Origin of the sequence: Streptomyces turgidiscabies Car8 (genome assembly GCF_000331005.1) — a bacterium.
GTDB classification, from domain to species: Bacteria; Actinomycetota; Actinomycetes; order Streptomycetales; family Streptomycetaceae; genus Streptomyces; species Streptomyces turgidiscabies.
The window spans coordinates 1-14033 of the sequence record NZ_AEJB01000155.1 but is presented as its reverse complement, the minus strand read 5'-3'; the positions used below and the strand labels follow the sequence as shown (position 1 = coordinate 14033).

Here is a 14033-nt window from a genome sequence, read left to right as displayed (position 1 = left end):
GACCGGGGTCGTGTCCAGACGGGCCGTGATGACGAGGGTGCCCTCCTCGATCTGGTAGTCGAGGGGCAGACCGAGGCCGCGCATCGCGGCGACCATCCCGGTGTTGGAGGACTGCGTGACGGCGTACACGTGCTCGCAGTTCGCCTCGCGCGCCATCGACACCAGTCGGCGCAGGAGTTCGCCGCCGACACCGCGCCGCTGCCACTCGTCCTCGACGAGCAGCGCGATCTCGGTCTCGTCGCCGTCCCAGAGAAGGTGACCGAGACCGACCACCCGCCCCGACGCGGTCTGGACGGCGAGCGTCCGGCCGTAGCGCGGGCTGAGCAGATGGCCCAGATAGCGGTCGGCGTCGCCCATGGGGCCGTGGTAGCGGAGCGAGAGGGTGCGCGGCGAGCAGCGCTCGTGCATCGCCTTCGCCGCGTCCAGGTCGCGCGCGTCGGCGCGCCGTACGGTGATGGCGTTGCCCCGCGGCAGCGTCAGCATGTCCTGTCCGTGCGGGACGCGGGGGCCGAGCCGCGCGTCCAGCTCCACCAGCGCCCGCGCCCGGGCGAACTCGGTCGGGGTGAACGGCAGATACGGCCGCTCCACGGTGATCACTCCGCCTTCCGGCGCGCGCAGCCGCATCACCGTGTCCGTCTCGTCGAGGGCACCCTCGACCGGTACACCGTCCCGGGCCGCCACGGCACCGCCGGGCAGCGAACGGATCGTGCACCGCCCGAGCAACTGGCGCAGCGCGAGCGGCAGTTCGGCCGCGTCCAGGGCCGTACGGGTGGCCAGGCCCAGGACCCGGGTCGGCGCGTCGACGAGATCGTGGGCGTCGGCCCGCTCGATCCACGTCCCCTGGCCGCCCGCCCGGGACACCGACCCGGAGATCTCGGCGGCGGCGAGGTCACCGGGGGCACGCAACAGGAACTCGTCGACCGTGCCCACGGCCAGCGGATGCGTCTGCAGGCTGAGAATGTCGATACGCCGCTCGGCGAGGGCGATGCACAGCGAGGCGAGCGATCCCGGCTGGTCACGCACCGTCGTCCGCATCCGCCACAGCACGCTCGCGCCGGCGTCGGTACCCGCGTCGGCGGCGCCCGGCGGTGCGTGACCGTGGCGGCTTGCCCACCATGTGCGCAACAGGGCGGCGAGTTCGACGATGTCCCGCCGCCACCGGCGTACCGGGTGGCCGCCGTCCGTCACAGGGGTTCCCTCAGATATCTGTCGAGTCATGCAGCCACCATGCGCCAACGGTGTTGCGTGATCACGAACGGACTGTGACCGAAGGGTTAAGTTGCATTCCGCCCCTTTTGTTTACTCCTGGACGATTACCGCCCTGGGTGGCCTACTGCCCCACCCGACCCGGCTGCAGCACCTTGGTGAACAGCACGGTCCCGTCCTGCTCGCGCAGCCGTACCGTCAGCTCACCGCTGCCGCCGTCGACCCGACTCCGACCTCGCCGAAGAACTGTTGACTTGCTCCTCGGGCTGAAGTGAAGCCCGAGGATTCTGGCCGTCCCTGCCGGTGCTGTGCCGCTACGCGGCACGGGTTCGGGTGGAGATTCCGTGGCTTCCTGTTTCTTCGCGCTGTGCCGGGACAAGTCCCGGTCTTACCGGCGCTCCGCAGGCTGATGCCGCCAGTCCGGCGGCCTGTTTGACGTTGAGTGCGGCGTTGTGGTCGCGGTCGTGGAGGGTGTTGCAGGCGGGGCAGGTCCACTCCCGCACGTGCAGGGGTTTGGGCCCGTCCCGGTGCCCGCAGGTGGAGCACACCTGGCTGGTGGGCTCGAACCGCCCGATCTTCACGAACGTCCGCCCGTACCGCTGCGCCTTGTATTCGAGCATGGTCACGAACTGTGCCCAGCCCGCGTCGTGCACACTTTTGGCCAGCCGGGTACGCGCGAGTCCGGATACCGCCAGGTCCTCCACCGCGACGGCTTGGTTCTCGCGGATCAACCGGGTGGAGAGCTGGTGGTGGAACTCCTTGCGCGCATCAGCCACAGTCGCGTGGGCGCGGGCGACCTTCAGCCGGGCCTTGGCCCGGTTCCTCGACCCCTTCCGCTTGCGGGACAGCTCCCGCTGCGCCTTCTTCAACTTCTTCTCCGCCCGGCGCAAAAACCGCGGGGAGGCGATCTTCGTGCCGTCGGAGAGGACGCCGAAGTGCGTGAGGCCCAGGTCGATGCCGATCGCGGCCTCGGGGTCCGGATCGTCCCAGCGGGCCCGGTCCGTCTCGCCGCCGGTGTCGATGACAAAGCTGGCGAAGTACCGGCCTGCCGCATCCAGGATCACCGTCACACTCGACGGCGTCACCGGCAGAACCCGTGACCACTCGACCTTCACGTCGCCGATCTTCGGCAGCGACAGCCGCCCACTGCTCGTGATTTTCCAGCGGGCGTTGGCGGTGAACCGGATCGCCTGCCGCGAGTCCTTGCGCGACCTGAAACGCGGCGCACCCACCCGCCTCCCCCTACGCTCGCCCTTCAGGGAGGAGAAGAAGTTCCGGTACGCGGCCTCGGCATCCCGCAGGGCCTGTTGCAGGACGACCGAGGAGACGTCTGCCAGCCAGGAGCGTTCTGGGGTGTTCTTTGCCCTGGTGATCAGCTGCTGGGAGAGGGTCGCGGCACTGGGGTAGGGCTTCTGGGCAGCGCGGGCATCCTCACGGGTACGCACCGCGTCGTTGAACACGACGCGGGCACACCCGAACGCCCTGGCCAGCGCCCTGCGCTGACCGGGCTCCGGGTACAACCGGAAGGCGTACCGAAGCTGCATTCGCCGATCGTACGAACACGCGGCACCCTCTGTCGCTGGGAACACCCGTTCCCCACCTCACCCCTGTGGCCGCTACATCTGGCTTCACCGGAACGACACCGCGACACTCCGCGCCGCCATTACGACATTCGCCTCGCCAATGGGTTGAAGCCCGATGAACTGCGAATGAAACTCGGTAGCCGCCGACGGGCCAGGCGTTCGCCGCAGTCGGCGCCTTTACGGAGACGCGCTTCGGACCGAATGGGCAGTCGAGTGTGCTGGCGGGGAAGGCCGTGGCGTTCAGCGGGCCCGACAGGAATTCCCAGAACGGTTCGAAGTCGGTGAGGCGGTTCGTGAGGGCCGGTACTGCTGCGCCAAGATGTGGTGCACATCGGCGGTTGCCAGACTGGGCCGGTAATCCGCTGGTGTGTCGAGGGCGAACATGTCGGGCAGCGCCCCTTGGTGCAGCACTCGGCGGACGCGACCCTCCCAGGCGCCCGGGCTGAGCGTGGGGATCGGGAAATACTCGCTGAACAACTGCCAACGGGGACAAGGGAACCGATGTGTGAGCCGCCCTCAGGGAGCGACGGCTTCGGCCATCAGCCGGATCCCCTCCCGGATCCGCGCGGGCGACAACTGCGCGTATCCCACCACCAGCCGTACGCCCCCGCCGCGCACCGGCGCGTGCGCGAAGTCCGACAGCGGCCGTACCGCGACCCCGGCCGCCGCCGTCCGCTCCAGGAACCGGTCCTGCGGACCGTACCGCTCCGGCAGTGCGGCGATCACGTGCAGACCGGCCGCGATGCCCGACACCTCGGCCCCGGGAAAGTGCTCCTCCAGCGCCGCTACGAGGGCATCGCGCCGTTCCCGGTACGCGCGCTGGCACCGGCGCAGATGCCGGTCGTAGTCGCCACGTTCCACGAACCGCGCGAACAGCTCCTGGTCGAGGGCGGGATGGCCCAGGTCCATCGTCCGCTTCCGTTCGACGACCTCCTCGGCGAGCGACTCCGGTACGAGGAGCCAGCCGAGCCGCAGCCCGGGCGCCAGCGACTTGCTGACGGACCCCGTGTAGGCGACGCGCTCGGGGTCGAGCCCCTGCAGGGCGCCCACCGGAGCGCGGTCGTAGCGGAACTCCCCGTCGTAGTCGTCCTCGATCACCAGCCCGTCCACCGACCGCGCCCAGTCGAGGAGTTCGGTGCGACGGCCCGCCGAGTAGGCGATCCCGGAGGGGAACTGGTGGGCGGGCGTGGTCACCACCGCCCGTACCCCCGAGGCCCCCAGCCCGTCGAGGCCGAGGCCCTCGCCGTCCAGGGGCAGCGGTACGACGTCCAGGCCGGCCGAGGTGTACAGGGAGCCGTGCTCCGGGCTCCCCGGGTCCTCGACGCCGATCGCGCGCGACCCGCGCGCGTGGAGCACGTGTCCGAGCAGCGTCGTCGCCTGCGCCACCCCGGCGACCACCACCAGCCGTTCCGGATCCGCGACCACACCCCGGCGCCGCGCGAGCAGGGCCGACAGGGCCGTCCGCAACCGGGGCAGCCCGCGCGGATCCGGATAGCCGAAGGCGTGATGCGGGAGCTCCGCGAGCACCGAGCGCTGGGCGGCGGCCCACGCGGCACGCGGGAACAGCGACAGGTCGGGGGTGCCCGGGAGGAAGTCGGCCCGGGCACCGGGGGAGCGCGGAGCGAGGTCCCGCGCGCGCGGGTGGGCGGCCCGGGCGGCGCCACCCACCCAGGTGCCGGCCCCGCGCCCGCTGCGCAGATAGCCCTCCGCGGTCAACTGCTCGTACGCCTCCGTGACCAGCCCTCGCGACACCCCGAGGTCGGCCGCGAGATCCCGGCTCGACGGCAGCCGCGTCCCCGGCGTGAGCCGCCCGGACCGGACCGCCTCCCGGAACGCCTCCTGCAGCGAACGCCCCCGCGCGCGTGGCGGCGCGGCAGCGGCCGGGAGCAGCAACTCCCAGGCGGCGGAGCCCGGCAGGCCGACCGAACTGGTCCCCGATGACGTCATGGAAGTGGACCTTATTCCGGTCCACCGCACTGCCTAGCGTCACCTGCATGAACGCCGTCCCCGGCCCCGCCGACATCACCCCCGCGCGCGGGGCCCTTCTCACCGCCCTGGCCGCCGTCCTCGTCGGCTGCTCCTTCACCGCCAACAGCGTCCTCGGCGACTACCCGTACGCGGGCGGCCAGTTCCTGCGCTACGGCCTGGCCTGTCTGCTGCTCCTGCCTCTGGTCGGCCGGGGCGGCGGCGCCGCGCTGCGGACGCTCAGCGCCCGCCAGTGGATCCGTCTCGCGCTGCTCGCGGCCGTCGGTATGGTCGGCTTCAACCTGGCCGTCATCGCCGCCGAACACAGCGCGGAACCGGCGGTACCCGGGGTGTTCGTGGGCTGCGCGCCCGTGGTCGTGGCGGTCCTGGTGCCCCTGCTGGACGGGCGGAGGCCGCAACGGACCGTGCTGTACGGGGCGTTGACCGTCGCGGTGGGCGCTTTCGCGGTCCAGGGGTGGGGTCGTACGGACGGCGTCGGTCTCGCGTTCTCCGGGTGCGCGCTGGCCGGTGAGGTCGGCTTCGCGATGCTCGCCGTGCCCTTGGTGCGGCCCCTGGGGCCCCGGCTGATGTCCGCGACCGTGTGCGGCCTCGCCGCCGCCGAGTCCGCGCTCGCCGGGTTGGTCCTCGACGGCGCAGGCTGGCTGCGGGTGCCCGACCCCACCGAGACCGCCGCGCTGCTGTGGCAGGCGGCGGTCGTCACCGTCGTCGGCTTCGTGTGCTGGTACATCGGCCTGCAACGGATCGGCCCCGAGCGCGCCACGCTCTTCTCCGGCCTCATCCCGGTCGCCGCGGCCTGCACCGCCCCGCTCGTCGGCACGGGCTCCTACGGCATCGCCCAGGCCGCCGGAAGCGCCCTCGTGGGCGCCGGAGTCGTCCTGGGATCGGGCGCGTCGGCTCTCGTACGTCCTCGCCGGTCAGCGGCTGCCGTCGAGGATCACCCGGGCGACCAGCGCCGGGTCGTCGTTCATCGGGACATGGCCGCAGCCGGGGAGCCGGATCAGGCGGGCCTTGGGGATGATCCGCTTGGCGCGGATGCCCTGGCGGCGCACGAGCAGCATGTCCCGGGTGCCCCACGCCACGGTGACCGGGATGCCCGGGACGTCGTCCGTGAACCGGATGCCGGCGCCGGCCTTGAGGGTCTCGGTGAACCGCTGGGCGTTCGCCAGGGCGAGTGTCTCGGCGACGACGGCCTCGGGTGAACGGCGGCCGGGACGGGCGTAGATGCTGCTCGTCAGGACGGCCCGCCCCGCCGCCGAGCGCGACAGCCGCTCGACCAGGGGCAGCGGCATGCTCCGCGCGGCCCGCCGCATCGCGAGCAGCACCCCGAACGCGTACCGCCGCTCCGCCTGCGACCAGAAGCCCGCGGGGGACAGGGTGGTGACGGACCGTACGCGCTTCTCGCGCCCGAGTTCGAGGGCGAGCAGACCGCCCAGCGAGTTGCCCGCCACATGCGGCCGGTCCAGGTCCAGCGCCTCGCACAGGGCACCGAAGACGGCGGTCATCGTCGGCAGGTCGTGGACGAAGTCGTCCGGCAGCGCCGGGGACACACCGAACCCGGGGAGATCGACGGCGATCACCTCGCGCTCGGTGGCGAGGATGTCGATCACCGGGTCCCAGGCCTGCCGGTGGTGCCCGATGCCGTGCAGCAGGAGAAGCGGTTCGCCGGCGCCCACACGCGTGTACGACAGGGTCACGGTCCTGGTCTCGGTCGGCGGGCCGTACGGAGAGGGGACCTCGAAGGCGACGGTGGCGGACATGGGGCTGCTCCTCTTCGTACGCGTCTGCGTAGCTGCGTGGCTGTCCGCGTAGCTGTCCACGGGGACCGCGTAGACAGCTTGTCAGCAAATGCTACCGACGGGTAGCCCCCAATGGGGGTCGGCCGACAACTCGCTGGACATCACCCGCGCTACCGGGTTGGGATGGAGCAGTGACCGCCGACACCGTGACCGACGTCTTCGAAGAACACCGGCCCGTCCTCATGGGCGTCGCCTACCGCATGCTCGGCCGGGTGGCCGACGCCGAGGACGTCGTCCAGGACGCGTGGCTGCGCTGGTCCGGCGCCGACCGGACCGACGTACGCGAACCACGCGGGTACCTCGTGCGCGTCACGACCCGGCTCGCCATCGACCGCCTGCGCCAGGTGAAGTCGCGCGGCGAGACGTACGTCGGCCCGTGGCTGCCCGAGCCGTACGTCACCGAACTCACCGGCGCGGCGGGCACCGTCCCGGACGCGGCCGAGCGGGCCGTGCTCGCCGACACCGTCTCCCTCGCGGTCATGGTCGTCATGGAGTCCCTCTCGCCACTGGAGCGCGCGGTGTTCGTCCTTCGCGAGGCGTTCGGATACCCGTTCGCGGAGATCGCCGGGATGCTCGACCGCTCCGAACCGGCGGTGCGCCAGCTCGCCGGACGCGCCCGCCGGCACGTCGACGAACGGCGCCCCCGCTACGAGGTCGACCCGGCCCAGCGCCGCGACCTGACAGAGCGGTTCCTGGTCGCCGCCGAACAGGGCGACCTCGCCGGCCTCATGGAACTGCTCGCCCCGGACGTCTGCCTCGTCGCCGACAGCGGCGGCCTGGCCCGGGCGCCGCGCCGGATCCTGGAGTCGGCCGACCACGTGGGCCGCTTCGTCGTCGGCACCGCCGGCAAGGGCCTCGCGGACGCCTCCTTCCGCTTCATGGAGGTCAACGGCGGCTTCGCCGTACTGATCCTGGACGGCGGCAAGCCCGACGCCGTGTTCCAGATGGATGTGGCTGACGGCCGCATCCAGTGCGTGTACATCATCCGCAACCCGGACAAGGTGCGCTCCCTGGCTCTTCCCCAGGACGGCTGATTGGTCTTGACCAAGCATCGGGGCCGCCCTATGGTCGCAGGAAAGTGCAACAACCTTTAATAAACAAGGGCGCCAAAACGCCGATGGACCACGGCGATTGCGGAGGACACGGTGGGGACCACGCAGTTGGAGACGGTGCCGGAGCCGAAGTACTGGCATCTGAAGACAGTGCTCAGTGAGGCACTGGACTCGGAGTTCACGGTGGGCGAGATCCTGCCGAACGAGCGCGACCTCGCGGCCCGCTTCGGCGTCGCCCGGGCCACGCTCCGCCAGGCACTGGAACAACTCGAACTCGAAGGCCGGCTCCAGCGCCGCCGCGGTGTCGGTACGACCGTCGCCCCGCCGCGCATGGGCGTCGCCGTCGGCACGGCCCAGCACGCGTGGCCGGGCGCGGCAGGTGACGCCTGGCAGCCCGTGGACAGCGGACTGACCGTACCGGCCGTGGGAGTGGCCGCCGCCCTGGAGACGGGCCCGGACGAGATGGTCCACACCGTGCGCCGCTCCCGCGTCTCGCACAACCAGCCGGTCGCCGCCGAACTGCTCTACGTCCCGGCCGCGTCGGTGCCCGACCTGTCGGCCATAGACGCCCCGTCCGGCGCGCCGCGCGCGCGTGCGGTGCTGCGCGAACTCCAGCGACTGGAGCTGGAGGGCCAGGACCGTGCCGTGGAGCTGGGTTCGGCCCGCGCGGACGACGCCAAGGAGCTGGACCGCCTCCCCGGGGCCCCCGTCCTCGTCGTCACGACCCGCTTCTTCGCCCAGGGCCGCACGGCCGCGCTCTCCGTGGCGACCTACCGGGCTGACACGTGCCGCTTGACTTTCGGCGACACCGGGGGAGTGGAGATCCACCACGGCCCGGAACGCCGGGCTTCCTGACCGACGTACGGCCCCGCGCCCCAAGGGGCGCGGGGAACTGCGCGACCAGCCACAACGGGCCCGCAGCCGCAAGACCGCGCGACCCGCGGAGCGCTCAGCGCCGGGCCGTCACGGTCCCCTCCACCGCGAACAACTGCTCCTCGACATGGTCGAGAGCGAGCCGCAGCGCGCCCGTCGCCACGGCCGCCTCGCCGAGGAGCGAGAGGGCCACGCCCGGCGGGCGCAGACAGTAGCGGGCCAGTTCGCCGCGCAACGGCTCCAGTACGCCGTCCAGTCCCGCCGCCCAGCCGCCGACGACGACCAGCTCGGGGTCGAGGGCCAGCACCAGCGCGGCCACGTCGTGGACCAGCCGCTGGATGAAGCGTTCGACGGCGGCACGCGCCTGCTCGTCACCCTCGCGGGCGCGGCCGAACACCCCGGCGACCGCCATCTCGTCGAGCGGGTGCAGCGGCTCGCCCGTGGTCGACAGCAACGCCTCCGGGGTCGCCTCCCGGCCCAGCAGATGCAGCGCGCCGATCTCCCCGGCCGCCCCGCCGTAACCCCGGTGCAGCCGCCCGCCGATCAGCGAACCGGCGCCCGGACTCAGCCCGGCCAGGACGAACACCACGTCGTCGGAGTCGATCGCCGCGCCCTTCCAGTGCTCGGCTACGGCAGCCGCGTTGGCGTCGTTCTCGACCAGCACAGGGCACTTGAAGGACCGGCTGAGCCGCTCACCGAGGCGCAGCCCGGTCCACTCCGGCAACGCGGTGCACAGCCGTACGACCCCGTCGGCCTCCACGATTCCGGGCGTGGCCACGCCCACGGCCCGCAGCGAGTCACGGGCCACCCCGGCCCGGCGCAGCAACTCGGCGACCGCCGACCGCAGCCGTTCCAGCCGCTCGTCAGCGGGCGCCGTCTCGTCGACGTCCTTCGAGATCGACCCCAGCAGGCGCCCGTCGAGGTCGGACAGCAGCGCGGCGACCCGATGGGGGCCGATCTCCAGCCCCAGCAGATGTCCGGCCTCCGCCCGGAACCGGAACCGCCGCGCGGGCCGCCCCTGCCGCCGGGCGACGCTCTCGTCGGCGGCCTTCTCGACGACGAGCCCGTTCTCGATGAGCCCCTCGACGACGCCCTCGACGGTGGGCCGGGACAGGCCCGTCACCCGGGTGATCTCGGTCAGTGTCGCGCAGTCCGTGGCACGCAGCGCGTGCAGCACCACCGCGGAGTTGATCCTTCGCAGCAGCGAGGGATCCCCACCGGTCAGCTGCCCCAACGTACGTCCTCCCAGCCAGGCGGACCTGCTCAAGGCAGGTGCGCGGGTCCGTCACCGCGCTTCCAGCGGAGCGCTCCGTGCGGGTGTGGGGCGGATCGTACTCGGCGCGGAGCACCCGGGCGAGAGCCGCCCACCCCCGACCTTTCCGACGGGCCGGGATCATCCGGGCGCGACGAACCCGGACTCGTACGCCACGATGACCGCCTGGGTGCGATCCCGGGCCCCCAGTTTCGCCAGCACCGCGCTGACATGCGACTTCACGGTCTCGGTCCCGACGAGCAGCCGGGCGGCGATCTCCGCGTTGGACAGACCCCGGGCCATCAGCCGCAGCACCTCCGCCTCACGCTCGGTCAGCCGCGCCCGCTCCAGAACGGCCCGGGCGGCCCGATTTCCCCCGTCCCCGTTCCCGTACTCGGCCGCCAACCGCCGTACAGACGCCGGGAACAGCAGCGACTCACCCTCGGCGACCAGCCGCACCGCGTGCACGATCTCGGCCGGCCGGGCCCGCTTCAGCAGAAACCCGTCCGCGCCGGCCCGCAGCGCCTCGTACACGTACTCGTCGTTCTCGAACGTCGTCACCACCAGGATCTTCGGCGGCTCCGGCACGGTCCGCAGCACCGCGCGCGTGGCCTCGATGCCGTCCATCAGCGGCATCCGCACATCCATGGCGACCACATCCGGCCGTAACCGCCTGACCAGCGGAATGACGGCGGCCCCGTCCGCCGCCTCCCCGACGACCTCGATATCGGGCTGAGCCTCCAACACGGCCCGCAGACCCGCGCGTACGAGGGGTTCGTCATCGACCAGCAGCACGGTTACGGGCATCCGGCCAGCGTAGATCAGCGCAGCGGCAATTCGACGTGCACCTGCCAGTCGCCCTCGTCGGGCCCCGTCCGCGCACGGCCGCCCAGCAGCGCCGCGCGCTCCCGTATGCCGCGCAGGCCGCTGCCCCGGCCGGGCCCGGGTATCGCGGCGGTGAGCGGGTTGCGGACCTCCAGAGCGAGAGTGCCGTCGGCGACCCCGATACGGACCCGGACGGGAACGGCCCCCGCGTGCCGCAGCACATTGGTGAGGGACTCCTGGAGGATCCGGTAGCCCTCGCGGGACACCGGCCCCGGCACATTGTCGAGAGGACCGGTCACCTCGATGTCGACCTTCGCCCCGGAGAGGCGCGCGGACTCCAGGAGCCGGTCGGCCTCGGTGAGGGCCGGGCGACTGCTCGCGGGTCTGCCCGACTCGCGCAGGACGCCGAGAACACGCTCCAGGTCCTCCAGCGCGGCCCGGCCGGTCTCCTCGATGGCGTCCAACGCCCGGTCGGTGAACGCGGGATCGCCCGCCGCACGGGCCGCGCCCGCCTGCACCACGGCCACCGTGAGCGCGTGCCCGATGGAGTCGTGCAGCTCCCGGGCGATGCGATTGCGCTCCAGCAGCTGCTCGGTCCGCTCCTCCAGCGCGGCGAGCCGCTCCGTGGGGGAGGGCCCGAGCAGGCGCCCGGCCAGCCGGGTGATCAACTCGCCCGAGCCGACCACGACCGCGGCCAGCAGGATCAGGGGCAGCGGCGCGAGCACCGCGTACCACCAGTGGTGCCCCTCGACGCGCAGCAGGGCACCGTCGCCCGGCGTGTCGTCCAGCGCGGTCATCACCAGATTCAGGGTGGTGATGGGCAGTTGGACGGTCAGCATCGAGACGAGACCCCCGAGCGCCAGCCGGACCTCCAGCCAGAGCACCGTACGGCCCCGGTCTCCCCAGGTGACGGACGAGGCGGCGACGAATTCCACATCGCCCCGGTCGCTGTCAGCGCCGCTGTCGCCGCGGCGATGGTCGATCAGCAGCAGCCTGGCCTGCAGGCCCTCCACGGTCCGCATCGCGGGCATGAGTCCCGCGAGTCCGAGCAGCCCGGCCGACACGAGCCAGATCCACCACGCGTCCTCGATGAACAGCCACATGGCCGGCCACACGATGGCCATGAACAGATGCAGCCATCGTGTGTACGTGACCGCCCGGGTGAACGGGCGCAGGATGTGGACCATCCCGACATCCTGACAGCCGCCACTGACAACGGGCCTCCCCCGGGCGGGGGAGACGAAGCCCTCCGGCGGGGGAGGCGCGCACCCCGGGCCGGCGGCCAGGCTGCAGCCATGACCAGCATCGACGTCCAGAACCTCACCAAGGAGTACGGCACGACGCGAGCCGTCGACCACCTCACCTTCCGTGTACTGCCCGGCCGCGTCACCGGTTTCCTCGGCCCCAACGGCGCCGGAAAGTCCACCACCATGCGGCTCGTCCTCGGCCTGGACCGGCCGACGTCCGGAACCGCCACCATCGGCGGCCGGGCCTACGCCTCCCTCGACGAACCGCTGCGCCACGCCGGCGCCCTCCTCGACGCGCAGGCAGCGCACGGCTCACGCACCGCACGTCACCATCTGCGGGTGCTGGCGACGAGCAACCGCATCCCGGAACGCCGGGTGGACGAGGTCCTGGAGGAGACAGGGCTCGCGTCCGCCGCGACGCGCCGCGTGAAGACGTACTCCCTGGGCATGCGCCAACGCCTGGGCATCGCGGCCGCCCTCCTCGGCGATCCACCCGTGCTGCTCCTCGACGAGCCCTCCAACGGCCTCGATCCGGAAGGCATCATCTGGATCCGGGAGTTGCTGCGCCGACTGGCCCAGGAGGGCCGTACGGTCCTGGTCTCCAGCCACCTCATGAACGAGACCGCGTCCTTCGCCGACCACCTGGTGGTCCTGGGCCGCGGCCGGCTTCTCGCCGACACCCCGGTGCGGGAGTTCATCCACGCGCGCGTGCAGCCACGTGTCCGGGTGCGTACGACAAAGGGCGCCGCGCTCAAGGAAGCCCTCGCTCGCCACGGATACGAAGCCGTCGAGCACGAGGACGGACACCTGACCGTGCACCACGCGCGGGTGGACGACATCGGACGGCTGGCGTCGGACGCCGGTGTGCCGGTCCTCGAACTGGCCGCGGAGGAAGGCACGTTGGAGCAGGCCTACCTCGACCTGACGACATCCGAGACCGAGTTCACCGCCCAGCGACACTCCGTGCGGTCCCCGGCGCAGCCCCAGGAGGCCTGACCATGCCGTTCGTACCCGTGCTGCGCTCCGAGTGGCTGAAGATCCGTACGCTCCGCTCACTCTGCGGCGCGCTGCTGGCGGTGTTCGCCGTCTCCACGGCGTTCTCCGCGCTCGCCGGGGTCTCCAGTACGTCCGACCCGGAGTTCGACCCCCTGTTCATGGCACTCTCGGGTGTCGGGCCCGGCCAGATCGCCGCCATCGCCTTCGGCGCGACGGCCGTCTCCTCCGAGTTCCACGGGGGCGGACTGAGACTCTCCCTGGCCGCGGTGCCACGACGCGGACGGTGGTTCGCGGCCAAGATCACGGCCATCGCCGTACCGGCTCTGCTGGTGGGACTGCTCACCGGCTTCGCCTCTCTCGCCGCCGCGAGGGCTGGGCTCGGCGACGCGGCAGACGGGCTCACGCCGGGCGAACAGGCGCGTGGTGTCGTCGGCTGCGGCATCTACCTCACGCTGATGGCGCTGCTCGCCGCCGGACTCACCGCTCTGCTGCGCAGCGGCGTCGCCACGCTCAGCATCCTGATCCCGTTCATCCTCATCATCTCGTTCGTGATCGGGGACGTGGCAGGCGGCCTGACCGACTTCCTCCCCGACCGGGCCGGCCAGGTCATCCTCTACGAGACGTCCGACAGCACCCTCGGCCCCTGGACCGGCCTCGCGGTGACCGCGCTCTGGACGGCGACCGCACTGCTCGCGGGGGCGTGGAGCGTACGCCGCCGGGACGCGTGACGACCGTACGCGGCCGCCGTACAACGGCTAGGAAGCCGCTTCCCGCAGCCGTGCGAACTCCTCGGCCATCGTCGCCGCCGTCCAGTGCGCGTTCAGGCCGCTCGGGTTGGGCAGCGCCCACACGCGCGTGTCGCCGAACTGCCGCCCCTGCGGGCCCACCTGGGCCTTGCGGTCGTCGAAGGCGGCCCGGTACGCGGTCACGCCCACCACGGCCAGCCAGCGGGGCCGCAGCCGGGTCACCTTCGCGGCCAGCAGCCGGCCACCTTCGCGGTACTCCTCGGCCGACAGTTCGTCCGCCCGCGCTGTCGCCCGTGCGACGACGTTCGTGATGCCGAGGCCGTACGAGAGCAACTCGCCCTGCTCGGCGGGGATCAGCAGCCTCGGGGTGAACCCGGAGAGGTGCAGGACGGGCCAGAAGCGGTTGCCCGGGCGGGCGAAGTGATGGCCCGTCGCCGCCGTCATCAGACCCGGGTTGATGCCGCAGAACAG

12 protein-coding genes and 2 pseudogenes are annotated in these 14033 nt (G+C 72.2%); 5 read left to right on the top strand and 9 right to left on the bottom strand.

Annotation, left to right across the window (positions count from 1 at the left end):
- From STRTUCAR8_RS09985 to pdxR, 4 genes and pseudogenes are all read right to left on the bottom strand, one after another.
- Positions 1–1218, bottom strand: a 1218-nt coding sequence (locus STRTUCAR8_RS09985; RefSeq protein WP_044471952.1) for a GNAT family N-acetyltransferase, incomplete at its 3' end; no start/stop codon positions are given.
- A 302-nt stretch (positions 1219–1520) separates the two neighbouring features.
- Complete coding sequence (locus tag STRTUCAR8_RS09980; protein WP_044471949.1) at positions 1521–2750, bottom strand: RNA-guided endonuclease InsQ/TnpB family protein; 1230 nt, start codon at positions 2748–2750, stop codon at positions 1521–1523.
- A gap of 172 nt (positions 2751–2922) precedes the next feature.
- Positions 2923–3157: pseudogene (locus tag STRTUCAR8_RS54065) on the bottom strand (alkaline phosphatase D family protein); the annotation flags it as partial.
- Positions 3158–3305: 148 nt separating this feature from the next.
- The gene (pdxR, locus tag STRTUCAR8_RS09975) at positions 3306–4736 is read right to left on the bottom strand and encodes a MocR-like pyridoxine biosynthesis transcription factor PdxR (RefSeq protein ID WP_044471948.1); all 1431 of its coding nucleotides are present in this window, start codon (positions 4734–4736) and stop codon (positions 3306–3308) included.
- Here pdxR and STRTUCAR8_RS49500 point away from each other — a divergent pair.
- Positions 4727–5641: pseudogene (locus STRTUCAR8_RS49500) on the top strand (EamA family transporter); the annotation flags it as partial. The gene pdxR and the pseudogene STRTUCAR8_RS49500 sit on opposite strands and share 10 nt — an antisense overlap.
- A gap of 48 nt (positions 5642–5689) precedes the next feature.
- On the opposite strand, the gene STRTUCAR8_RS09965 reads toward STRTUCAR8_RS49500, so the two are convergent.
- Positions 5690–6532 carry an alpha/beta fold hydrolase gene (locus STRTUCAR8_RS09965; RefSeq protein WP_044471947.1) on the bottom strand — a complete coding sequence of 281 codons (843 nt, stop codon included), beginning with the start codon at positions 6530–6532 and terminating at the stop codon, positions 5690–5692.
- Positions 6533–6702: 170 nt separating this feature from the next.
- On the opposite strand from STRTUCAR8_RS09965, the gene STRTUCAR8_RS09960 reads away from it, so the two are divergent.
- Positions 6703–7605 carry an RNA polymerase sigma-70 factor gene (locus STRTUCAR8_RS09960; protein ID WP_006375477.1) on the top strand — a complete coding sequence of 301 codons (903 nt, stop codon included), beginning with the start codon at positions 6703–6705 and terminating at the stop codon, positions 7603–7605.
- Between the two features lie 111 nt (positions 7606–7716).
- The gene (locus STRTUCAR8_RS09955; protein ID WP_006375470.1) at positions 7717–8478 is read left to right on the top strand and encodes a GntR family transcriptional regulator; all 762 of its coding nucleotides are present in this window, start codon (positions 7717–7719) and stop codon (positions 8476–8478) included.
- A 94-nt stretch (positions 8479–8572) separates the two neighbouring features.
- On the opposite strand, the gene STRTUCAR8_RS09950 is transcribed toward STRTUCAR8_RS09955, so the two are convergent.
- The 3 genes from STRTUCAR8_RS09950 to STRTUCAR8_RS09940 form a co-directional block, all read right to left on the bottom strand.
- A complete protein-coding gene (locus STRTUCAR8_RS09950) occupies positions 8573–9730 on the bottom strand; it encodes an ROK family transcriptional regulator (protein WP_006375475.1) in 1158 nt (385 codons plus the stop codon).
- A gap of 159 nt (positions 9731–9889) precedes the next feature.
- Entirely contained in the window at positions 9890–10555 is a 666-nt protein-coding gene (locus STRTUCAR8_RS09945; RefSeq protein ID WP_006375481.1) for a response regulator transcription factor, read from the bottom strand.
- A 14-nt stretch (positions 10556–10569) separates the two neighbouring features.
- Positions 10570–11760, bottom strand: a complete 1191-nt coding sequence (locus STRTUCAR8_RS09940; RefSeq protein WP_006375468.1) for a sensor histidine kinase — start codon at positions 11758–11760, stop codon at positions 10570–10572.
- 108 nt (positions 11761–11868) lie between these two features.
- Here STRTUCAR8_RS09940 and STRTUCAR8_RS09935 point away from each other — a divergent pair, with 108 nt between their 5' ends.
- Both STRTUCAR8_RS09935 and STRTUCAR8_RS09930 read left to right on the top strand, forming a co-directional pair.
- Entirely contained in the window at positions 11869–12816 is a 948-nt protein-coding gene (locus tag STRTUCAR8_RS09935) for an ABC transporter ATP-binding protein (RefSeq protein ID WP_006375480.1), read from the top strand.
- Between the two features lie 2 nt (positions 12817–12818).
- Positions 12819–13544, top strand: a complete 726-nt coding sequence (locus STRTUCAR8_RS09930; protein WP_006375478.1) for an ABC transporter permease — start codon at positions 12819–12821, stop codon at positions 13542–13544.
- A 27-nt stretch (positions 13545–13571) separates the two neighbouring features.
- On the opposite strand, the gene mug is transcribed toward STRTUCAR8_RS09930, so the two are convergent.
- The coding region (gene mug / locus STRTUCAR8_RS09925; protein ID WP_006375473.1) for a G/U mismatch-specific DNA glycosylase at positions 13572–14033 on the bottom strand (462 nt) is incomplete at its 5' end.

Excerpts from the sequence above, each read along its gene's own strand:
- STRTUCAR8_RS09980 (WP_044471949.1), bottom strand. The coding sequence starts at position 2,750 with ATGCAGCTTCGGTACGCCTTCCGGTTGTACCCGGAGCCCGGTCAGCGC.
- pdxR (WP_044471948.1), bottom strand. The coding sequence starts at position 4,736 with ATGACGTCATCGGGGACCAGTTCGGTCGGCCTGCCGGGCTCCGCCGCC.
- STRTUCAR8_RS09965 (WP_044471947.1), bottom strand. The coding sequence starts at position 6,532 with ATGTCCGCCACCGTCGCCTTCGAGGTCCCCTCTCCGTACGGCCCGCCG.
- STRTUCAR8_RS09945 (WP_006375481.1), bottom strand. The coding sequence starts at position 10,555 with ATGCCCGTAACCGTGCTGCTGGTCGATGACGAACCCCTCGTACGCGCG.
- STRTUCAR8_RS09940 (WP_006375468.1), bottom strand. The coding sequence starts at position 11,760 with ATGGTCCACATCCTGCGCCCGTTCACCCGGGCGGTCACGTACACACGA.
- STRTUCAR8_RS09935 (WP_006375480.1), top strand. The coding sequence starts at position 11,869 with ATGACCAGCATCGACGTCCAGAACCTCACCAAGGAGTACGGCACGACG.
- STRTUCAR8_RS09930 (WP_006375478.1), top strand. The coding sequence starts at position 12,819 with ATGCCGTTCGTACCCGTGCTGCGCTCCGAGTGGCTGAAGATCCGTACG.